Origin of the sequence: Pseudidiomarina terrestris (assembly GCF_030466405.1) — a bacterium.
GTDB lineage: Bacteria > Pseudomonadota > Gammaproteobacteria > Enterobacterales > Alteromonadaceae > Pseudidiomarina > Pseudidiomarina terrestris.
Genome location: NZ_JAGGJF010000004.1, coordinates 29704 through 51637 on the forward strand (window position 1 = coordinate 29704; position 21934 = coordinate 51637).

19 protein-coding genes are annotated in these 21934 nt (G+C 53.0%); 5 read left to right on the forward strand and 14 right to left on the reverse strand.

Annotation, left to right across the window (positions count from 1 at the left end; genetic code table 11):
• Positions 1 to 10: 10 nt before the first annotated feature.
• Together J6J34_RS08860 and J6J34_RS08865 are read right to left on the reverse strand one after the other, a co-directional pair.
• On the reverse strand, positions 11 to 1153 hold the full coding sequence (locus J6J34_RS08860) for an anhydro-N-acetylmuramic acid kinase (protein WP_301898895.1): 1143 nt from the start codon (positions 1151 to 1153) through the stop codon (positions 11 to 13).
• Positions 1154 to 1155: 2 nt separating this feature from the next.
• A complete protein-coding gene (locus tag J6J34_RS08865; RefSeq protein WP_301898896.1) occupies positions 1156 to 2550 on the reverse strand; it encodes a peptidoglycan DD-metalloendopeptidase family protein in 1395 nt (464 codons plus the stop codon).
• A gap of 189 nt (positions 2551 to 2739) precedes the next feature.
• Here J6J34_RS08865 and tyrS point away from each other — a divergent pair, with 189 nt between their 5' ends.
• Positions 2740 to 3942: a tyrosine--tRNA ligase gene (gene tyrS, locus J6J34_RS08870; RefSeq protein ID WP_301721584.1), complete on the forward strand. Its 1203-nt coding sequence runs from the start codon at positions 2740 to 2742 to the stop codon at positions 3940 to 3942.
• A 7-nt stretch (positions 3943 to 3949) separates the two neighbouring features.
• Here the strand turns inward: tyrS and J6J34_RS08875 are convergent, their stop codons facing one another.
• The 6 genes from J6J34_RS08875 to J6J34_RS08900 are packed head-to-tail and all read right to left on the reverse strand — an operon-like array spanning position 3950 to position 10539.
• Positions 3950 to 4783, reverse strand: coding sequence for a symmetrical bis(5'-nucleosyl)-tetraphosphatase (locus J6J34_RS08875; protein WP_301774905.1), 834 nt, complete (start codon positions 4781 to 4783; stop codon positions 3950 to 3952).
• A 14-nt stretch (positions 4784 to 4797) separates the two neighbouring features.
• Complete coding sequence (gene apaG / locus J6J34_RS08880; RefSeq protein WP_301721582.1) at positions 4798 to 5166, reverse strand: Co2+/Mg2+ efflux protein ApaG; 369 nt, start codon at positions 5164 to 5166, stop codon at positions 4798 to 4800.
• Positions 5163 to 5972, reverse strand: a complete 810-nt coding sequence (gene rsmA, locus J6J34_RS08885) for a 16S rRNA (adenine(1518)-N(6)/adenine(1519)-N(6))-dimethyltransferase RsmA (RefSeq protein WP_301898898.1) — start codon at positions 5970 to 5972, stop codon at positions 5163 to 5165. Before rsmA ends, apaG begins: the two co-directional genes overlap by 4 nt.
• A complete protein-coding gene (gene pdxA, locus J6J34_RS08890; RefSeq protein WP_301774903.1) occupies positions 5969 to 6961 on the reverse strand; it encodes a 4-hydroxythreonine-4-phosphate dehydrogenase PdxA in 993 nt (330 codons plus the stop codon). Before pdxA ends, rsmA begins: the two co-directional genes overlap by 4 nt.
• Complete coding sequence (gene surA, locus J6J34_RS08895; protein ID WP_301721579.1) at positions 6958 to 8250, reverse strand: peptidylprolyl isomerase SurA; 1293 nt, start codon at positions 8248 to 8250, stop codon at positions 6958 to 6960. Before surA ends, pdxA begins: the two co-directional genes overlap by 4 nt.
• A 9-nt stretch (positions 8251 to 8259) precedes the next feature.
• Positions 8260 to 10539, reverse strand: a complete 2280-nt coding sequence (locus J6J34_RS08900; RefSeq protein WP_301721577.1) for an LPS-assembly protein LptD — start codon at positions 10537 to 10539, stop codon at positions 8260 to 8262.
• 90 nt (positions 10540 to 10629) lie between these two features.
• Here J6J34_RS08900 and J6J34_RS08905 point away from each other — a divergent pair, with 90 nt between their 5' ends.
• Positions 10630 to 11637 (forward strand): aminoglycoside phosphotransferase family protein, encoded by a 1008-nt coding sequence (locus tag J6J34_RS08905; RefSeq protein WP_301898899.1) that lies wholly within the window; start codon positions 10630 to 10632, stop codon positions 11635 to 11637.
• Between the two features lie 15 nt (positions 11638 to 11652).
• Positions 11653 to 12441 carry a co-chaperone DjlA gene (gene djlA, locus J6J34_RS08910; protein ID WP_301721574.1) on the forward strand — a complete coding sequence of 263 codons (789 nt, stop codon included), beginning with the start codon at positions 11653 to 11655 and terminating at the stop codon, positions 12439 to 12441.
• Here the strand turns inward: djlA and J6J34_RS08915 are convergent.
• Positions 12413 to 13069 carry a pseudouridine synthase gene (locus J6J34_RS08915; RefSeq protein ID WP_301721573.1) on the reverse strand — a complete coding sequence of 219 codons (657 nt, stop codon included), beginning with the start codon at positions 13067 to 13069 and terminating at the stop codon, positions 12413 to 12415. The genes djlA and J6J34_RS08915 overlap by 29 nt on opposite strands.
• A complete protein-coding gene (locus tag J6J34_RS08920) occupies positions 13066 to 15735 on the reverse strand; it encodes an SNF2-related protein (RefSeq protein WP_301898901.1) in 2670 nt (889 codons plus the stop codon). The genes J6J34_RS08915 and J6J34_RS08920 overlap by 4 nt, the downstream gene beginning before the upstream one ends.
• 168 nt (positions 15736 to 15903) lie before the next feature.
• Between J6J34_RS08920 and J6J34_RS08925 the strand changes: the two genes are divergently transcribed.
• Positions 15904 to 17289, forward strand: a complete 1386-nt coding sequence (locus J6J34_RS08925) for a PhoH family protein (RefSeq protein ID WP_301836241.1) — start codon at positions 15904 to 15906, stop codon at positions 17287 to 17289.
• Between the two features lie 17 nt (positions 17290 to 17306).
• Here J6J34_RS08925 and ruvX read toward each other — a convergent pair whose 3' ends face one another.
• The 4 genes from ruvX to J6J34_RS08945 are packed head-to-tail and all read right to left on the reverse strand — an operon-like array spanning position 17307 to position 20031.
• Positions 17307 to 17720 (reverse strand): Holliday junction resolvase RuvX, encoded by a 414-nt coding sequence (ruvX, locus tag J6J34_RS08930; RefSeq protein ID WP_301721568.1) that lies wholly within the window; start codon positions 17718 to 17720, stop codon positions 17307 to 17309.
• The gene (locus J6J34_RS08935; protein ID WP_301721637.1) at positions 17717 to 18283 is read right to left on the reverse strand and encodes a YqgE/AlgH family protein; all 567 of its coding nucleotides are present in this window, start codon (positions 18281 to 18283) and stop codon (positions 17717 to 17719) included. Before J6J34_RS08935 ends, ruvX begins: the two co-directional genes overlap by 4 nt.
• Before the next feature lie 7 nt (positions 18284 to 18290).
• Entirely contained in the window at positions 18291 to 19244 is a 954-nt protein-coding gene (gshB, locus tag J6J34_RS08940; protein ID WP_301721567.1) for a glutathione synthase, read from the reverse strand.
• Positions 19245 to 19248: 4 nt separating this feature from the next.
• On the reverse strand, positions 19249 to 20031 hold the full coding sequence (locus J6J34_RS08945) for a 16S rRNA (uracil(1498)-N(3))-methyltransferase (RefSeq protein WP_301834668.1): 783 nt from the start codon (positions 20029 to 20031) through the stop codon (positions 19249 to 19251).
• 52 nt (positions 20032 to 20083) lie between these two features.
• Here J6J34_RS08945 and J6J34_RS08950 point away from each other — a divergent pair, with 52 nt between their 5' ends.
• Complete coding sequence (locus J6J34_RS08950) at positions 20084 to 21934, forward strand: M1 family metallopeptidase (RefSeq protein ID WP_301834667.1); 1851 nt, start codon at positions 20084 to 20086, stop codon at positions 21932 to 21934.

Consider the following 21934-nt stretch of genomic DNA (forward strand, 5'->3'; position numbering starts at 1 on the left):
TACAACGTCATTAAGGTAAGTAAAGACCACCGAGTACAGTGGCGCGGCTGGCGCCCGTCACTGCCGGCATATTGCCTGGTAAACCGAGCATAAACTGGCGCGCTAACCAGGCAAACGCCATCGCTTCCAGTTGTTGCGGGTCTACCCCTAAGGCAGCAACACTACGCCACTGAGCCTCGGGATAGTGCGCCGCTAAGCGGCCTAATAAATGCTGGTTAAAAGCTCCACCACCGGCAACAAAAACGCTATGGACCGGTGTCGGGCTGGCTTGCTGCAGGCCGTGAGCGACCGTGGCAGCGGTAAATTCTGCCAGGGTTGCCTGAATGTCCTCACTCCGCCACCCGCTATCTGAGCCATTTGCAGACTCAAGATAGCTCATTAGCCAGTTGTAATTAAAGTACTCGCGGCCGGTGCTTTTCGGAGGTGCCTGCTGGATGTAATCGTCGGCAAGCATAGCCGCAAGCAGCTCATGAATCACTTTGCCACTGGCACCATAACTGCCTTCCGGATCGTAGCTTTGCGCTGCGTCTGGGTGGTGGAGTTGATACCAAAGGTCGAGGAGCGTGTTGGCCGGTCCGGTGTCAAAGCCGGTGACCTCACCGCCGTTGGCTGCGAACAAAGTAATATTCGCAATGCCGCCGAGGTTAAGCACCGCCGTTGGACAGTCTTCTGCCAGACGCGTTTTAAACAAGGCCTCGTGAAAAGCAGGTACCAGCGGGGCTCCCTGACCACCTAAGGCAATGTCTTTGCGGCGGAAGTCTGCGACGACGGCAATTCCCGTTAGTGCGGCAAGCGTATTGGGATCAGCGAGTTGCAAAGTGTAGGGCGTCAGTGCGTCAGGCATATGGCGTACGGTCTGACCATGGCTGCCCACGGCTGCAATGGCTGAGGCTGACAGTTGAGCCTGCTCGAGCAATGCCAACACCACCTCAGCACTGTATTCGGCAAATTGCCGATCCGCAGTAGCGAGTCGGTGCAGTTCATTAGTACCGGGGGCACAGAGGTCTTGAAACTCTGCCTTGAGGTGCGGCGGAAGTGCCTGGGAGTAGTGTTGCAGAAGCTGCGGTTGTTCGCCGCTAAAATCAACAAGGACGGCATCAAGGCCGTCCATGCTGGTTCCTGACATTAAACCGATGTAAAGCTGTTCGCTCATGCTCAGCGCATGGCCAGGAAGACGCGTCTGTTATCTGCCAGCATCGCTAAACGTTGGTCAGCAATTTGCTTGAACTCTGGCATTTCGCTGGCGGTCAGTGACTCGGCCTCAGGGAATTTGACGGTGCGCGGATTACGATGCACACCATCTACCAAAAATTCGTAATGCAGATGAGCACCGGTGACACGGCCGGTTGCACCAACACGGCCAATCAAGTCGCCTTGCTTGACCCGATCGCCACGTTTCACCGTGCGCTTGCTCAGGTGCAGGTACTTGGTGACATAGCGCTCGCCATGCTGGATAAACACGTAATTGCCGTTCAGATTGTTGTAGGCGCTGGCAATGACTTTACCGCTACCTGAGGACATAACCGGTGTGCCGACATTGGCAGCGTAATCAATCCCATTGTGGGGACGGACCCGACCGGTAACAGGGTGCAGGCGGCGCGGATTAAAGCTAGAGCTTATATAGGTAAATTTCACCGGCGAGCGTAGAAATGATTTACGCATGGCGTTGCCATTCACCGCGTAGTAGTCGCCGTTGCTGTGTAAAATCGCCTGGAATTTACGATCCTGATTGACAAACTCGGCGGCCAGAACTCGGCCATAACCGACGAACTCACCGTCAACGTACTCTTTTTCAAAGATGACCGAGAACTCGTCACCCTTACGCAGGTCGAGTGCAAAGTCGATGTCCCAACCAAAAATATTGGCGATACTCATGATTTGATTTTCGGTCAGGCCCGCATTAATACCTGCGTTCCAGAAGCTTGAATCGATTTCAGCAAAGGCAAAGGCTTCCTGAATCTGCACTTCTTTAGTGTCGATTTCACTGGCGTAGCCCTTCGTGGTCTGGCTCACGATCAGGGTATCCACAGGACTGATTTGGTAGGCCAGCTGCAGCAGCTCGCCTTCAGCATTCTTGGCAAAGCGCAGGGTATCGCCCGGATGCAGCTTCAGCAGGTACTTGTTTGCTTGCTTATCTTGCGTAACCCGATAGAGCTGTTGCGGTGAGAAGCCCATGACATCGAAAATACGTGCCAGACTATCTCCGGACTTAACTTCATAACCGCTCCAGTGCACAGCAGGCTCTGCAGGTTCCTCTACGGCGACCGTTTCAGCGGCTGCGGTAGAATCTACGGCTGGCTTTAGCTGCAATTCCTGCGCGGCTGGGGCAGTCACTGTGTCCTTCAGGGTGAGCGGAATTTCGAGACGCTCGCCCAGAATCAACTGTTTATCGGCAAGTTTGGGATCGGAGGTATTACGCGACGCGGTCGCTGGCTCGGATGGCAGCAACATGACAATTAGCGTCGCGAGGCAAACCCCCGACAGTAAGAGCTGGTGACGTCGTGGCAGTTGCTTTAAAACACCTGCCATTCTAGTAGTTAATACCTTCATATACTTCCTGAAGTTAGCGCACTGGGAACCCTATTTCCCATAGTTCTTTTGGCAGAATAATACGAAGTGCAACGTTTTTCCAGTCGCTTTACCTTTATTTCCGCTTAAAAGACCGTCTCAAATAGCATACAATGCAACGTTTGATAGCCCTTCCCGCGTCACGGTCGACAGCTCAGGAGTATGAAAGTAATGACAAAATCAGCGGCGGATGCGTTTGCAGAGATAGCCCGCGGCACAGAAGAAATTCTGCTCGCCGACGAACTTAAGGATAAGCTCGCAAAAGGTAAACCTTTAGTGATCAAGGCCGGTTTTGATCCAACCGCACCAGATTTACACCTTGGCCATACGGTTTTAATCAATAAAATGCGGGCGTTTCAGGATCTCGGCCATGAGATCGTTTTTCTTATCGGTGATTTCACCGGCATGATCGGCGATCCAACGGGTAAAAATGTCACCCGTAAACCCTTGTCGCGTGACGATGTAATTGCCAATGCGCAAACCTATAAAGAACAGGTCTTTAAGATTCTCGATCCGGCAAAAACCCAAATTCGTTTCAATTCAGAATGGATGAATGAGTTAGGCTCGGACGGCATGATCAAACTGGCGGCGCGTCAGACCGTTGCGCGTATGCTGGAACGGGATGACTTCAAGAAGCGTTACGCTTCCGGGCAGCCCATTGCCATTCATGAGTTTTTGTACCCGCTGGTACAAGGCTGGGATTCCGTGGCACTGCGTGCCGATGTGGAACTCGGTGGTACCGATCAGCGCTTCAACTTGCTGATGGGCCGTGAACTACAAAAAGATGAGGGTCAGATCCCCCAAACGGTGATCATGGTACCTTTGCTTGAGGGCCTTGACGGGGTGCAGAAGATGTCGAAGTCGCTTGGCAACTACGTTGGCATCACTGAGCCCGCCAACGATATGTTCGGTAAGTTGATGTCGGTCTCGGACGAGCTGATGTGGCGCTACTTTGAATTGCTGAGCTTCCGGCCACTGGAAGAACTTGCACAGTTCAAGCAGGCGGTCAGCGCAGGCGCTAACCCTCGTGATTATAAAGTGCTGCTGGCAAAAGAGATTATCACCCGCTTTCATGACGCCGAAGCAGCCGAGGCAGCAGAGCAGGATTTTGTGCAGCGCTTTAGTAAAAATGCGATCCCTGATGACATGCCTGAACTTGAGCTTAACACTGAGGCTGGCGAAATCGGTATTTGCCACTTGCTTAAAGAAGCTCAGCTGGTCAACTCCACCTCTGATGCGATGCGGATGATTAAACAAAGTGCGGTGAAGGTGGATGGCGAGAAGGTCACCGATACCAAACAAATGATTGCAGCCGGCACTACGGCGGTCTATCAGGTTGGCAAACGTAAGTTTGCGCGGATTACTGTAGCTTAGGTGTCGCTTAATCCGCACCTTCAGGATTTTCTGCCTGCCAACGCTGGCCTTCGGGCCAGCGCAGCAGGGTCATTGTTTCGCCCCATACGCAGCCTGTTTCCAGACCAATCACATCGTCACGACCAGTATGACCTTGTAAGGCAGCCCAATGCCCGAACATCAGGGTCATGGGTTGTGGTTGCCAGGTTTCAAACCACGGTATTAGTCCCCGCTCCCGAGTGTCGGCATCTGGCGCTCCTTTAGTATCTAGCTCCAGGCAGTGATTCTCGTCGATAAAGCGCATACGCGTGAAGGCATTAATAATAAAGCGGATCCGCTCGGGGCCCTGCAATGTCGATGACCAGCAGGTCGGCTCATTGCCGTACATTTTATCCAGCCACTGGGCCAGCTTGCGGTGTCGCCAGGCACGCTGCAGACTCGCGCGGACTTCCTCGGCTAGCGCCGCAGCTTGCGCTAAAGACCACTGCGGATAGATGCCAGCATGGGTCATTACGACATCATCGACCTGGCGCATCAGCGGTTGTTGCACCAGAAATTCAATCCACTCGTGTTGTTCAGCTTTAGGAAGCGCGAGAATGGCATCCAGCTTGTCTTTCGGGTTGGCCTTGCGCACCCCAGTCAGCACCGCAAGTAAATTCAAGTCATGATTGCCGAGCACGCACTTTGCTGCTTCACCCAGGTCACGCAAGCGTTGCAGGCAGGCCAGTGAGTCCGGGCCGCGGGCAACGATGTCGCCGACGCACCAGAGTTCATCAAAGCGTGGATCGAAGTTGACCTGTGCCAGCAATTCGTCGAGCTGGGTCACACAGCCTTGCAGATCTCCGACAAAATAGCGTGCCATACAAAGCTCCGGTGTTAGTGCAGAATATTAGGCACAGCCAGACGGAATGACGGGATAGTAACCTCAAATTTCGAGCCATCAGCAGCTTCCATACCGTAATGTCCTTCCATTGTACCGATCGGTGTAGCGAGCACGGTGCCGCTGGTGTAGCTGAAGGATTCGCCCGGGGCTATGTGAGGCTGCTGACCGACTACGCCGTCACCGGCGACCCGGGTGATTTTGTGATCCGCATCGGTGATGCGCCAGGCACGATTCAGCAGTTGCACCGCTTGGGCGCCATCATTACTGATGGTGATGGTGTAGGCAAAAACATACTGACCATTATCCGGTGCTGATTGGGCAGCAAGATAGTGAGTTTGAACCTCAATACGTATGTCACTCATAAAGCACCTTCGTTTTCGTAATACCAATTGGCGAGCCGACAATAGTCGGCCACGGATAATGTTTCCGGACGTGTGCCCGGGTCGATTCCCAGCGCCTCAAGTTGTGCATCAGAGAAATGCTGTTTTAAGTTGTTGCGGATGGTCTTACGGCGCTGGTTAAAGGCAACCAGACAAAGTTTCTGCAAGGTTTTAAAGTCGTGCACCGGGTGGGGTGGCTCCGCATACGGAGTTAACCGTACCACTGCCGACTCCACTTTAGGTGGCGGGGTGAAGGCGCCGGCAGGCACCGTCAGCACCGGCGAAACGGCACAGGCTTGTTGCACTGCCACGGTCAGGCGACCATAAGCTTTAGTACCAGGTTGTGCTGCCAGACGCTCGACCACTTCTTTTTGCAGCATGAAATGCATATCGCTAATCGCGTCGACCTGGTCGAGTAAGTGAAAAATAATCGGCGTTGAAATGTTGTACGGCAGGTTGCCGAACACGCGCAGTTTTTGTCCGTCTTGTTGGAACTGACGAAAATCTGTTTTCAGCGCATCACCACGATAGACCGTCAGCTTTTGCTGCAAGAACGGATGCTGTTCGAGGCGATCAGCAAGGTCACGGTCAAGCTCGACCACGGTCAGGTGATCAATGCGGTCGCAGACCGGCTCAGTAAGTGCTGCAAGGCCAGGGCCGATCTCAAGCAACTGCTCGTCTTTTTGCGGATTGATTGCATCAACGATAGCGTCAATCACAAAGGTGTCGTGCAGGAAGTTTTGTCCAAAGCGCTTACGTGCGCGATGTCCCAAATGCGTTTTTGTCATTCCGTTACCATGGTTAAGGCGGTCTCTAAAGCGTAGCAGGCACTGCCGATGTCAATTGCGCCGGTGCCCGCTTTATCGAGGGCAGTGCCGTGATCCACCGAGGTGCGAACAAAAGGCAGGCCGAGGGTGATATTCACGGCATTGCCGAAGCCCCGGTATTTTAGCACGGGTAACCCTTGATCGTGATACATGGCGATGACAGCATCGGCGTTGGCTAAATAATGGGGTTGAAATACGGTGTCAGCCGGCCATGGGCCGCTTACCTCGATACCCTGCGACTGCAAGGCTGCGAGCGCTGGCTCTATGTGTTCGATCTCTTCCCGGCCGAGATGGCCTTGTTCGCCGGCATGCGGGTTAAGGCCACACATCAGTAATTTGGGCGAGCTGCACTGAAAGCGCTGGCGCAATTCTGTTGCTACGATCTTGGTCACACTCTCCACCAGCGGCTGGGTAATAGCTGCCGGAACCTGACTCAAGGGCAGGTGAGTGGTTACCAGGGCAACACGAAGACCTTCAGTGGCCAGCATCATGACCACTTGTTTGGTGTGGCTAAGCTCAGCGAAGAACTCCGTATGACCACTAAAGGCGATGCCAGCATCGTTAATCACCCCTTTGTGAACGGGGCCGGTCATGATGGCATCAAATTCGCCTTGCATGCAGCCTTCGCCAGCATGGCGTAGCAGGCTCAGTACATAGGCACTATTGGCACTATCCAACTGCCCGGCCTGCACGGGTGCGCCAAGTTCATGCTCGGCGACCACCAGAGTTCCGCTGGGCCAGAGTTGCGGGGGCCGTTCAGCGTCATAGTCGACACAGGAAACGACAAGACCGAGCTGTTCAGCCCGGTCTTGTAGGAGTTGTTTGTTACCCAGTACCACCAGTTCACAGGGCCATTGCTTCGCGGCCATCTCTTGCATTAAATACAGTGCAATGTCAGGACCGATGCCGGCCGGCTCGCCGGAACTATAGGCGATACGTTTTAAACTCATTTAATGACCTGTTCAATATACGCCTGGTCACGGATCTCTTGTTGCCAGTTTTCCAGCTCTTCCTGGTATTTACGACGGAACAGTAACTGATACGCGCGGTTTTGTTTACTCCGCTCGGTGGCGTCCTGAACACGGCGGTCGAGAACTTCAACGATGTGCCAGCCAAACTGTGATTTGAAAGGCTCACTAATGACACCGATCTCGGAGCTATCGACGACCTGCTTAAAGGCTGGGTCATAGACATCGGTTTGCGACCAGCCTAATTCACCGCCCTGGCTCGCTGAACCCGGGTCAGAGGAATGCTCACGCGCCATCTCTTCGAAGGTCGCTTCACCGGCGACGATTTGCGCACGAATCTCGGTCAGCTTCTCGCGGGCACGTTTGTCAGAGAGAATCACAGAAGGTTGCAGCAGAATATGCCGGGCATTCACTTCTTCCACTTCAACAGTTTCTAAACCGCGAGTGTCGGCAACTTTCAGAATATGAAAACCAACACCACTTTTAATCGGACCAATCAGGTCGCCTTCGCGCTTACCACGCACGGCTTCTGCGAATAACGTTGGCATCGCATTAATATTCATCCAGCCCAAATCACCACCTTCCAGTGCGCGTGAGCCCGACGATGCGGAAATTGCTGTCTCGGCAAAATCAGCACCGTTACGCAGAACATCTAACAGCTGTTCAGCACGCTCGCGTGCGTCCTGGACTTCGTCACCGCCACTGCCGTCACGTAAACCCACCAAAATGTGGCTCAACCGGTACTCGACTTCCTGGCTGTTGACTTCGTCCAGCATCTCAGACAGATTCTGAATTTCCTGTGGTGAGATATAAACCCGCTCGCGTACGGCGCCGCGCTGAATTTCACCTAGCAGCATTTCTTTGCGCACTGATTCACGGTAGCTCGACCAGGAACTGCCCAGACGCTCAATCTCGTTACGCAGCTCATCAACACTCATGTTGGATTCCTGAGCGATGCCTTGAATGGTTTGTTCAAGTTGCGCATCACTCACCTCAATACCGGCACGACGGGCGATTTGAAGCTGGACTTCCTGCAACACCAGGCGATCGATCGCTTGTACCCGCAGCACTTCATCACCGGGTAGGCTGATATCTTGTTCAGCGGCGTTACGCTTGATCTGAGCCAACATGGCTTCGACTTCGCTTTGCAGAATCACACCGTCATTAACGATGACAGCGACCCGGTCGAGCACTTCGTTGGCTTGCACTGAGACTACGCTGCTTGCGATTGCCAGCCATGCAATGCTCACTAACTTCAACATCTTGTTCATGAAAACTACCTAGTTGCTTAAATAAAACGGGTGGCGATAACCAAACAGGCTCTGCTCAATAAGTTCCAGCAGATTACCATTGTCAGAGCCAAGCCCCTTAATTATGAATTGTATACTGACCCCATTATCGAACTCTGGTTCACCTGCCATGGGATCAAATTGTTGTAATTCGAGATTGCGATTGATGCGACGATAGGCACTCACGCGTACGGCCCAACAACAGTCGTTGTACTGTAACGCAAGAAGCGCGTCGTTGGTACGCTTCTGCTGCAAATCGTAGTACCAATTTGTGGCCAGTTGCCACTTGCTATTCACTTGATAGACCGTCTGTAAACCTAATTGTTCGATATCATCGTTAAGAATGTTGGTCACCTGCCGGTGACTCAGCTGCACGAGGTTACTCTCATTGACGCGATACTCAACCGCAGTTTGACTCTTACGGGTGTTTTCCTGCTCAAGATCGTACTGCACAGCACCGTTGATAAACCAACGCTGGCCAAGGCGAAAACGGGTTTCAAAAGCCACATCAGAACGGTCATCGGAAACCTGGCTGGCTTCATCGAACAGATTGACCTCGCTGTCATCAAAATAATAAATCTGTCCTACACTAAAACGCATCAACTCGCGGGCGCTGTCGTTGTAGACACTGGTCGAGGCGCCGATAGTGACCTGGTTGGCATCGGCGATTCGGTCAAGTCCGGAAAAACGGCGCGCACGAAACAAACCGCGGTAGTCATCCTGCATTAAGGTCGAATCATAGATACCGATATCAGACTGATCCCGATAGGGCACATACAGATACTGAATCTGGGGTTGCAGGGTTTGGCGGTAATTCGTGTTGTCCCAGTTGAACTCGCGTTCGAGATTCAGACGTCCGCGCATCCGGAATTGCGGTAAACCGCGCGAGGGGTTTTCGCTCAGGCCACTGTCGCTGGCCGTCTGGTCATAGTATGTGTAGCTATAACGTAACTCTGTCAGCCAGTCATAAGCAGGCTTCTCAAGCGCCAGGCTGACCTGTGGTTCAACATGCAGACGCGAGGCATAATCGCGACTGTCTTCCTGATTCTGAAAGTGGGTGAGCTCGGAGAACACGCCATAAGACAGCATCCGCGGTCCCTGCCAGTGCGCCTGCGTCACAATTTGCGGCATCGTACGGTACGGCGAGCGGTAGTTACCGAGTAGCTCAAAATCTTCCGCCCGGAGCATGACCTCGACGTTGTCACTCAGATAATCGATACGGGCGTGACGATAAAGCTGCGCATCGGCTCGCCCGGCAAAGTCGCTACCAAAATCATTTAAGTAATCGTCATCGCTGATATCAAGAGCATTGATGTACGAACGCCAGTTCTGATTCCAGTTCTGGGCGTGCTCAACCCGCCACAGATAACGTGACTCCTCGGTCTCAAGACTATTATCGTCGTTGAGATAAGCCAGGTTTAACTGACCATAGCCGTCGTCGGTAAGCACACGGTACTCGGCTTGCATTTGCAGCCCGCGTTCAGCCATGTAGCGCGGCGTGATCGTGGCGTCCTGATTAGGAGCGATGTTGATGTAATAAGGAATTTCAAACTCAAAGCCGTTTTTCTGTGACGAGCGGATAGTCGGGAACAAAAATCCGGTTTTGCGTTCGTCATTAATCGGAAAGTTAAGGTAAGGAACATACAGCACCGGAACACCAAAAAGCTCAAACTTAGCGTGCCATGCTTCACCCCAGGCTTCATCTTCGCTAATACTGATTTCTTCAGCACTAAGCTGCCAGGCAGGGTTATCTGTCGGACAGGTGGTAAAGGTCGAGCCGGTCAGCAAAACTTGTTCCTGAGCAATGGCTAGAAGCTCAGCGGTACCGTGTGCACCGTTATCAATCAGCTGATATTGAGCACCCGACAGGTAGGCACGGTTTTCACCGGAGTTGAGACGGAAATTTTCACTTGCCACCTGGACGTAACCATCAGTAAATTGAGTCGCACCACTGGCATTGATATTGCCCGTCGCTTGATTCACAGTAGCCTGCTCAGTCAATAAGAATTGATTATTAAATTGCACCTCAACATTGCCGGTAAACGAGGCGATAGAAGTTTCTGAGTCAATGTCGGCTTGATTTGCTCGGACGCCAATAGCATCAGTGCTAAGGTTACGGATAGGTTTGAGTTCATCCAGCTGGAATAACGGTGCGCGGACGGGACATTGGGCAAGGAACTCTGCGTTGTCCTGCGCCTGTGCTGAGACGACTGTGGTGCCGCATAAATATAGGCCAATGCCCCAGCCGGCTCCGCGAATAAATGAATGCATGTTAGTGATGACTCAACTTTGTCCTTAACAATGTGGAAGGTATGATAAAGCAAATTTACTTTGCCTGCCATTTGTGAGCGAGGAATAAGCGTGGAAAATAAACGAGAAGTAAAGTTGCAGGCGTGGTGTGAGGCGGTGACCGGGCACCCGCAACAGGATCTGCAACCGGTATTTGGTGATGCCCGTCCCTGGCGTTACTACCGAACTCATGATGGTCTGCGTAGTCTTATTGCAGTTGATACCATGAACACTGAGGCGGTTTTGGAAAACTACCTAGCAGTTGCTGACGCTTACAGTGAACGCAATATAGCCGTTCCCGAACTGGTGGCTGTGCAGCAGCAACATGGTTTTATGCTGATCACAGATCTGGGCTCGAGCTTGTTGCTGAGCCACCTAAGTGAACACTCACTCAGTGACTGGTACGCGAAAGTATTCTCTGATCTTGGCGAGATTATGCGGGTACGTGAAACCCAGTATGGCGCCTTACCGGAATTTAATCGCACACAGTTACAGGCCGAGCTTGATTTGCTGCCAGAATGGTTAGTGAAGGCTCACCTGCAGATCGAGTTTACTGCTGCAGAGCAAGAGGTATGGGAGCGATTTTGCGCAACGCTGGTCGACAATGCCACCGCCCAACCGCAGGTCGGGGTGCACCGCAAATTTCATGCGCGGAACGTGCTGGTGCAAGGGGATAAATCTCTGGCTTATACGGGATTTCATGATGCAGTGATTGGGCCAATCACCTATGATGTCGTCAGTTTGCTGCGTGACTGCTATGTGCGCTGGCCAGAAGAGCAGGTACGCCGGCTGTCAGCAGAATGCTTTGATTATCTGTGTAAAGAGCAGAGTGATTTAGTAAAAGATGTCGATAGCACCACCTGGCAACGTTGGTTCGATTTAATGGGCTTACAGCGCCATGCGTATGCCAGTGGCTTGTTTGCCCGCCGCTATCAACGGGATGGTAATCCAGGGTACGTGCAGGATATTCCAAGAAATTTGGGCTATCTTCACGACGTTGCTGCCATCTACCCGGAGTTCGACGATTTTCGCGATCTTTTAAAAGACCGTATCTTGCCCGCCATGGCGGCACTGGATTAAGTACGAGGAGTAAGCATGTTTTTGGGTAAAGTGCTCGGTGGTTTCTTCGGTTACCTGTTTCTAAAACTTCCCGGTTTGTTTCTGGGGCTCTTGATTGGGCATTGGTTTGATCGCGCTTTGCAGCAATCCATGCGCCCGGGTGGCGCGGTCGATCAGCAGCTATTTACAGATACGCTGTTTGCCGTGTTAGGGCATCTGGCCAAATCGAAGGGCCGCGTTACGGAACAGGACATTGATTATGTGAATGCCCTGATGCATCACCTGAAACTCAGTGATGATGCTCGCAGTCGTGCCCAGGAAGCTTTTCGCGAAGGCAAAGATGCCGGTTATCCGCTGGTCAGCAAAGTCAGCGCCTTCCGTCGCCAAGTGGCATGGCGCAAAGACATTCTGCAGTTTTTCATTGAGCAGATCCTGATTGTTGCCTTACATGATGGCAAGCTTGATCAAGCCGAGTACGACGTGCTGCTGCGCATCACTCAGGCGTTGGGTTTCCGCCGCGCTCAGCTTGATCTGTGGTTGCGGATGGCACAGGCTGGCCAGCGTTTTCGGGGCGGTCAGGGCGGTAGCAGTGGTGCTACTGCGGCCAGTCAACTTGATGATGCCTATGCGGTACTGGGTGTGGACCGCAAAGCCAGCTTCGCTGAGGTGAAAAAAGCCTACCGCAAGTTGATGGCAAAGCACCACCCGGACAAGCTGGCAGCGCAAGGTCTGCCAGAGGAAATGCGAGCTTCAGCCCAGCAAAAAGCGCAGGAAATTCAGGCGGCTTATGAACTTATCAAAAGTCAGCAGGGCAGTGAAAGTTAATCGCTGCCCCGCTCAGAGGATGAGTAAAACCAATCTCTTCGGCATGTAAAAGTAAACGGGAAGCGGCGGCATAAGCGGCCGCGCCCGCATAAAACTTGTCCCCCAGAATAGGTGTGCCTAACACCTGCATATGTACCCGGAGCTGGTGCGACCGACCGGTGACAGGAAATAACATCACTTCGCTTATTTCGCCATCAAAGGCCACCACCTGATAGCGGGTCTGGGCCTGACGCCCCTCAATTAAATCGATCATCTGCCGGGGCCGGTTGGGCCAGTCACAGCGCATCGCCAGATCAATCACTCCGGCAGTGGCGGGGAGTTGCCCAGCGACACGAGCGCGATAGTACTTATGCACTTTGCGCTGTTCAAACTGACGCTGTAAATGCGCTTGTGCGGTTTTGTGTAAGGCCAGCACGATGAGACCCGAGGTCGCCATATCCAGGCGGTGAACGACACGGGCCCCCGGTAAAACGCGGGTGACCCTAGCCCAGACCGAGTCGCGGTGTGCCGGATCTTTACCAGGTACACTCAACAAACCGGAAGGCTTATTCACCACCACAATGGCCTCATCACGGTAGACAATATCCAGATAAGGCTCGGTGGGTGGCGCGTAGTGCAGCAAGGTCATGCTGGCGAATTCACAACGATACGGACACTGTCGAGCTGCAGCATAGGCTGACGCAGAGCCGCGGTAAGCTGTTGCTGACGTGAGTTCAGCGCGTCCACTTCGCTCTGCCGCACCGCCGGGTTGCGTTGCTGCAATTGTTGCAGTCGTTGCTGGGCCGCAGCCATACGTTGTTCAAGGCGTTCCGCGGCTTGGGCAACGAGCGCCTGCTGTTGCGTTTCGGCCGGCTGCCAGGCGCTTTGAATATGTTGCTGAATGGTCTGCCGTAACTGTTGCAACAACGCGCGGGACTGTTTTTTATCAATAAACTGCAATTGTTTATCAAATGCGTTGGCTTGCACGCGCGAGGTCAAGTCCCGACCTTGACTGTCCAGCAGCACCCGGATGGCCTGCTGCGGGTAAAATTCCTGCGCGACCAGATGGGCCGGTGCCGTCAGCTGACTGCTAAAGGTCAGCTCAACAAACCAGCTGCCCGCCGGCAGGGCGCGATTCTGGATCAGAGCAACACAAGTGCTCCCAAAACTATCGGTGCTGAGTAATTCCAGTGCGTGTTGCACCTGCGGATGGTCCCAGCTCAGGAACTCCACCTGTTCGTTGGCCAGCGCATAGTCACGGGAAAAGGTGACCGTCAGGCCCTCATCGGGCAAACCCGGGAGCTGAACCCGCATATGTTCGGTGGGGCGCAACCAGCCACTGTCGGCATTCAGCTCATCGTAATCGAGGCCAAACCGTGCCCAGAAGTTGTGCATGAAATCACGTAGCTGCTGCGGACGCTCATCACTGGTAATTGCGTCGAGTATCGCCTGCGCCTGATGCGGCCGATAAGCGTTCAGTTCCTGCAGGCGGTCACGGCCCTGGCGGATTTGCTCACGCAATTGCCCGGCGCGCTCGGCTGTGGCTTCCAGCAGTCCTTCGAAGCCCAGCTCGTCATGATAATCACCGCTTAAATAGGGCTGCAGTTGCTCACTGAATTCATTATAAAGCATGGCACCAACCGCGTTTGGTGCGGCAAACGCCTGCATTTGCTGATACCACTGGAACAGGTAAGCATCGCGGCTGTCGGTAACATAAGGCACATGAATCTGTACGTCCTGATTCTGGCCAAGGCGGTCCAGTCGTCCGATGCGCTGCTCGAGAAGATCCGGGTGCTCCGGCAGATCAAACAAGACCAGGTGATGGGCAAACTGGAAGTTGCGACCTTCGCTGCCAATTTCGGAACACAGCAGTACCGGGCAGCCATCTTCTGGACTGGCAAAGAATTCAGCTGCGCGATCACGCTCGAGCAGGCTCATGCCCTCATGGAATACGGCGGCATGGACGCCGTGTTGCACCCGCAGGTAATCGTACAGTTCCTGCACGGTCAGAGCTGAGCGACAAATCAGAATAAACTTTTCCGGCTTGTGCTGGCGCAGCAGGTTATGCAGCCAGTTGGCTTTGCTGGTGAATTCATCGTTGTCGGCTTCTAATGGCGCAGGCTGACACTGGCGCTCAGGGAAGCCGCCGACGTGCGCGCGGCTGTTACGGAACATCAGCCGCCCGGTGCCGTAGTGATCAAGCACACGGTCAAGCAACTTATCGGCTTCCACTCGCGCCAGCACCTCGGCTAAAGGACTCAACTGCTGGTAACTTTCCTGCTCGGCGACAAAGTCGTCAAAGCTGTGGAACCGATCAGGGTCGAGCAGTTGTAAGCGGGCAAAGTGTCCCTCAAGTCCGGCTTGCTCTGGTGTCGCGGTAAGCAGCAACACAGCAGGAATCGCGCCACACAATTGCTGTAACTGAGCAAAATGTGATGTTTGTGGTGCGATGCGGTGCGCTTCATCGACTATCAGTAGATCAAAGTCCGCCGCAGCGAGCTGGGCTTGCCAAGTTTCACTTTGCAGCAGACTCTGAGGTACCACTACCAGTTGTTCAGCGCTGAAGACGTTGTCGTACTCGTGCAGAGTCTGTTCGCAGCGCTCTTCATCAAACAAGCTAAAGGCCAGGGCAAAACGCCGCTTAAGTTCGACCAGCCATTGATGACAAAGGCTGTCCGGTACTATCACCACCACCCGCTGACTCCGTCCGCTGAGTAAGCGTCGCTGCAAAATTAAGCCTGCTTCAATGGTTTTGCCAAGGCCGACTTCATCGGCGAGCAACACCCGCGGCTGAAAACGGTCGGCCACAGTATGGGCAATGTAAAGCTGATGAGGGAGTAACTGTGCCCGGGCGCCAAGCAATCCGGCAACGGAAGATTGTTGCCAATGTTGTAAGTGTTGCTGTGCCTGCTGGCGCAGGCGGTACATGTCAAGTCGATCGGTTTTGCCCGCCAGGATGCGGGTTAATGGATGCTGAGTGGCGACCTGTGCAGCCAGCTGTGTTTCTGGCAGAGTGACCTTTTCATCAGTATCTTCACGCACGCCGTGGTAATGCAGTACTCCAGCTTTAGTCTCGACCTCAGTCACACGGAAGAACCAGCCGTCAGCGTGTTGACCCCGATCGTCAGGTAACAGCCGATAGCGCGCCAGCGGTGCCTGCTGAATGGCATAATGGCGCAGTTCCTCTGTCGCAGGGAACAAAACTGTGAGCATGCGGCCTTCAACTTGCGTCAACAAGCCAAGCCCCTGTTCAAGTTCCGTTTCGCTTAACCAGCGCTGACCTGCAACATAAGTGTGCTCGCTATCTTTTGACATGCAAAAACCTCTACAACTCAACACGTCCGAGGACGTTCTACCAAAGGGCGCACATGGTAGCGAAATTTTTTTCAATGTTCACACCATTTTCATGAAAACTGCGCTAGTCTTAAAAGTGCATGGCAAGCCAAAATTATAAATAATCTTCATAGCTGCTTGAGGTCACGCATGACTGAAACAATGCCCAAATACTACCTGCTCGACACCAATATCTTACTCCACGAACCGCTCGCCTTTTTAAACTTTGAAGAACATAACGTTATTATTCCGATGGTTGTGCTCGAAGAGCTCGACAACATTAAAGATCGCCATAAAGATGTCAGCCGCGAGGCCCGGGTCGCAATTCGCTCGTTAGAGGATGCCCTGAAGGACGCCAGTCCTGAGGAAATCATCGAAGGAGTACCACTTAACCGTATACAAGGAGCGCATCGCGCCGAAGGTACACTGGCCATTTTCCCTGATTATCAGTTAAAGCAAACCGAGTCGGTACTGAACCTCTCAGAAAATGATCACCGCATTATTCAGGCCGCACTTGAGCTGCAGAAGACCAAGAGAAACGCCAAAATTGTCTTAGTCACCAAAGACATCAATATGCGGTTAAAGGCGAAAGGCGCTGGAGTGAAGTTTGTTGAGGACTACCGCACGGACCAGTTGATCGACGATATCCGCTTCTTATCGAAAGGCTTTGTTGAGCTCGAAGGTGATTTCTGGCAAAGCGTTGGCGAAGTCACCAGCGTACAGGAAGGTCGGGAAACCTTCCACGAACTGAACCGGGACATTTTACCGACCGTCTTTCGCAACCAGTACCTGATCGATGAAACCGAGCATTTTGCGGCCAAAGTAGTAGGCTACGGTGACGAGCTTGTGCGGCTGCATGATCTGGGCTTCGAGCGGATGATGAGTTATCACGCCTGGGGAATTCATCCGAAAAATATTTATCAGGCAATGGCCATGAATGCTCTGCTTGATCCGACCATTGATCTGGTGATTCTGACCGGTCCGGCAGGCAGTGGTAAAACCCTGCTGGCGCTGGCCTCGGCCCTGGAGCTGGTTATTGAACAAGGTATTTATGAAAAGATCATCGTGACCCGCAATACACCGGAAATTGCTGAGTCTATCGGTTACCTGCCTGGCACTGAAGAAGAAAAAATGGCGCCCTGGCTGGCGGCAATTACCGATTCGCTGGAAGTGTTGCACAAAAACGATGAAAGCATGGAGTCGAGCCTGAATTACATCATGAATAAGGCCAATATCCAGTTTAAGTCGTTGAACTTTATGCGCGGACGAAGCATTCAAAATGCCATCGTATTATTAGATGAGTCGCAGAACCTTACCGCGTCGCAGCTAAAAACCATTATTACCCGCTGTGGTACCGGTACTAAAATCATTTGCTCCGGTAACCTGGCGCAAATTGACAGCTATTATCTGACCGCAGTGACTTCAGGTTTAACCTATATTGTGGAGCGTTTTAAAGATTACCCCGGCAGTGCGACGGTGAATTTAAATGGTGTGGTGCGCAGCAGTCTGGCGCAATACGCCGAAGAAAATTTATAGGCAATGCAGCTGCTGCATCAGCTTAACTGACTAATGTAGTCTTCGAGGATGAGCTGCGCAGCAGCACTGTCGATTTTATCTTTGCTGAGCTGACGAAAGCCGCCGCGCTCAAACAACTCTTCTTTTGCGGCGACAGTGGTTAAGCGTTCGTCCTGCAGGTGCACGGGTAAACCAAACCGGCCGTGTAAGCGGTTGGCAAATTTACGCGCCAGCTCGGTTACTGGCTGTTCGGTACCATCCATATTCAGAGGCAAACCTACCACCAGACACTGGGGCTGCCACTCGTTAATCAGCACCTGCACTTTGTGCCAGTCCGGCTGGCCGTCTTTGGCTTTTAATGCGGCCAATGGCGAGGCGGTGCCGGTAATTGTCTGACCCACGGCAACGCCGATATTATGAGTACCAAAATCAAATCCGAGCAGTTGACTCATGCGTGACCGGCTCCGGGCCCTAATTGCCAAGCGTGAAAGCCTAGTGTTTCCGTGGCTTTTTGCCAACGCTCGGTGATAGGCGTGTTAAACAGGATTTCCGGATCAGCGGGAATCGTCAGCCAGCTGTTGTCCGCCAGTTCCTGTTCCAGTTGGCCCGCTTCCCAGCCGGCATACCCCAGAGTCAGCAGAAACTTCTCTGGCGCATCGCCGCGGCCCATAGCCTCAAGAATGTCTTTGGAAGTGGTAATCATGACGTCGTCACTTAATCGTGCCGAACTACGCCACTCTTCTTCCGGCGAGTGCAGCACAAAGCCGCGGTCACGTGCCAAAGGACCGCCGGCAAAAACTTGCTTATCGAACATCAGCGACTGCTCAGGCACTACAATCTCAAGTTGCTCAAGCAGGTTGGCGACATTAAGTTCTACGGGCTGGTTAATGATAAGACCCATCGCCCCTTCCGCATTGTGCTCGCAGATGTAAGTGACCGAGCGATGGAAAAAGGGGTCGTCCATGCCCGGCATCGCAATTAAAAAATGATTCTGTAAATTCGTGAGTGCTTCCATAATGACCTTATCTGCTTTTTGCTTCGCGGCGTGCCTCAATGGCTTCATAAAGTTTGCCTGCGATATTGATATCATATGCGGCTTCGATCTCGCGCATACAAGTTGGACTCGTGACATTAATTTCAGTGATGCGATCGCCAATCACGTCAAGTCCAACCAGCAACAGGCCGCGACGTTTCAGTTCAGGCCCCACTTCACGCGCTAACTCCCAGTCGCTATCACTCAATGGCTGTGGTCGGCCGCTGCCTCCTGCTGCCAGGTTACCGCGGGTTTCACCGGCCGAAGGTACCCGTGCCAGTGAGTAGGGCATAGGCTCGCCATCAATAATCAGAATACGCTTATCGCCGTCTTTTATTTCCGGCATATAGCGTTGGATCATGGCAAATCGCTGACCGTGAGCGGTCAGTGTTTCGATGATGACGCCCAGGTTATTGCCATCTTCGCCGACCCGGAAAATGGAAGCGCCACCCATGCCATCCAGAGGCTTTAAAATAATGTCCTGATGCTCTTTATGAAACGCACGGACCTCGTCCGCGCGACGGGTGACAATGGTCGGCGGCGTTAAATGAGAGAACCAGGCCGTGAACAGTTTCTCATTACAGTCGCGCAAACTGCGCGGTTTATTCACTACCAGTGCACCGGCTTCCTCTGCTAGTTCGAGCAAATAAGTGGTGTATAAAAATTCCGTATCAAAGGGCGGATCCTTGCGCATCATGATCACGTCAAAATCGGCTAGCGGCTGATTCACGCTTTCACCTAACTTATAAAAGTCACGCTCCTGATCAACAACATCGACACGGCGGGCATGCGCCATGGGTTTGCCGGCAATCAATGAGAGATCGCTCATCTCCAGGTAATAGCATTCGTAGCCACGCTCCTGCGCTTCAAGCAGCAACCGGAAGCTGGTGTCCTTGTAGGTCTTCACGGTGGCAATGGGGTCCATAATCATTGCTAACTTCATAAGGTTACTCCTGAATAATGGGCGTGGCTAAATCGCCAAATTGATATTGCATGACACTAAGTGCCGTTAAGGCTGCGGTCTCTGTGCGCAGCACTCTGGGGCCAAGTTGTACGGGCTGAAAATCAGCTTTTTTCGAAGCGGCAATTTCGGTATCGGTCAGGCCGCCTTCCGGGCCAATGAGCAGTTGCACGTGCTCGCTGGTCAGCTGCTGCTCGCGCAAGGGTTTACGGGCGGTCGGATCGAGGGTCAGCCGTAACGCCGGCGGCAGATTTGCCAGCCAGTCATTGAGGGCCACCGGTGAATGAACTTGTGGTACGACACTGCGACCACTTTGCTCGCAGGCAGCGACGACAATCTTCTGCCATTGTTGCACTTTTTTCTGCAGTCGGTCACCGCTTAACTTCACTCCACAGCGCTCGGTAAAGACAGGCGTGATGCAGTGTACGCCCAGTTCCACCGACTTTTGCAGCACGAAGTCCATCCGGTCGCCGCGGGAAATGCCCTGGCCAAGGTGAATCTTCACGGGGGACTCGGTGGCGTTGACCACCATGTCTGTGATCTCAACCCGCACATTTTTCTTTGTCGCAGCGACAATCACCGCCTGGTAATCCTTGCCATCGCCGGTGAAGACCACCAGCGGCTGGCCGTCCTGCATACGCAACACCCGGCCGACGTGATTCGCCGCCTCGTCGCAAAGATCGAGTTGTTGGCCCACGCTGAGCGCAGGTTGCGTACTATTTTCAAGCGTATTCGCCGGCAAAGGATGATAAATTCGCGGTACTCGCATAACATGATCCTAAATATGTTTATGCCATCATCTTATCAGAAGGAAACCTTTTATGGCGATACAGCAGCAACTGATTCAGTGGGCAGGCGCGGTAACCCTGGTCGCTGCGGCGAACTCATCAGCAACGGCGTGGGCGGAAGACGCGCATAGTTATGCTCGCCTTGATGAAGTCAGCACCCCTCACTTAGAGTTGAACCTGACCGTCGATTTTGCCGAGCAGCAACTGGAAGGAACCGCGACTTATGATCTGCTGCGTCGCTCCGATGCTACCGCCATCCATCTTGATACGCGTGATCTGACCATCCAAAAAACCGAGCTATGGCAGGATGGTGTCTGGCAGGAAACGCCCTTCGCTTTAGGCGAACCCCATCAAACGCTGGGGCAAGAACTGACGGTGACCATAGGTGAAGATGCCGATAAGCTGCGCATCCATTATGAAACAGCGCCAACGGCGAGTGGTCTGCAGTGGCTAACGCCGGCGCAGACTGCGGGTAAAGAACATCCCTTTATGTTCAGCCAGTCACAACCGATCCATGCACGCAGCTGGATCCCAATTCAGGATACGCCTGCACTGCGCCTGACCTACAATGCGCAGGTCTACACGCCCGCCGGCTTGTTAGCGGTGATGAGTGCAGATAACAGCTTGAGTGACGACCGTGATGGGAACTACAGCTTCACCATGCCGCAGCCGATCCCGCCTTATCTGATTGCAATTGCTGTGGGCGATCTGGAAATTAAATCCATCAGCGATAACGTTGCTGTGTTTGCTGAGTCTTACATTATTGATGACGCCGCCTGGGAGTGGGCGGATACCCCGGCGATGATTACCGCTACCGAAAAAATGTATGGCCCTTACCGCTGGGATCGGTACGACTTGCTGGTACTGCCGCCCAGCTTTCCGTTCGGCGGTATGGAAAACCCACGGCTGTCGTTTATCACCCCGACCGTGGTTTCCGGTGATCGCTCCCTGATTAACTTAATTGCTCATGAGCTGGCGCATTCCTGGTCAGGCAATCTGGTGACCAATGCCAGCTGGCGCGACTTATGGCTCAATGAAGGCTTCACCAGCTATGTTGAAAACCGCATCATGGAAGCTTTGTTTGGTGAGCGCCGGGCCCAGATGGAGCTGGCGCTGGGGTATCAGGATCTGTTAGCTGATATGGAACGGCTGCCAGCGGCCGATACCGTTTTAAATATCGATCTGGGGACCCGCCATCCTGACGACGTCTTTTCCAACGTTCCCTACGTTAAAGGTCAGTTGTTCCTGGTTTACCTGGAGCACAAATTTGGTCGCGAAGTCTTCGATGCCTTTTTACGTCAATACTTTGCTGATTTCGCCTTTCAAAGTATTTCGACCGCTCAGTTCAAACATTACCTGGCCAAGAACCTGCTGGCCAAGCATCCCAATGTGGTTAGCATGGATAAAGTGAACGAATGGATCCATGAGCCCGGCCTGCCTGCGGATGCACCAAAACCCGAGTCCGATGCTTTTGCCCAGGTCGAGCGACAAATGCAGCGTTGGTTAAAAGGTGGGCAGCTGCAAACCGCAGAATGGACCACGCATGAATGGCTACACTTTATCAATAACTTACCGCTGGATATTTCCAGTACCAACATGAAAAGGTTGGATAACGACTATCATTTAACCGCCAGCAGCAATGCCGAAATTGCGCATGCCTGGTTGAAGCTGGCGATTACTAAAAAATATGAACCAGCGCGTGATCGTTTACGTAACTACCTGCTCAACATTGGTCGCAACAAGCTGGTCAGCCCGCTTTATCGGGAACTGGCGAAAACACCGGAAAACCTGAAATGGGCACGCGAAGTCTATGAACAGGCGAAATCTGGCTACCATCCGTTGACACAAACCGTCAACGAAGCGTTGTTGTACCCGGAACATTAA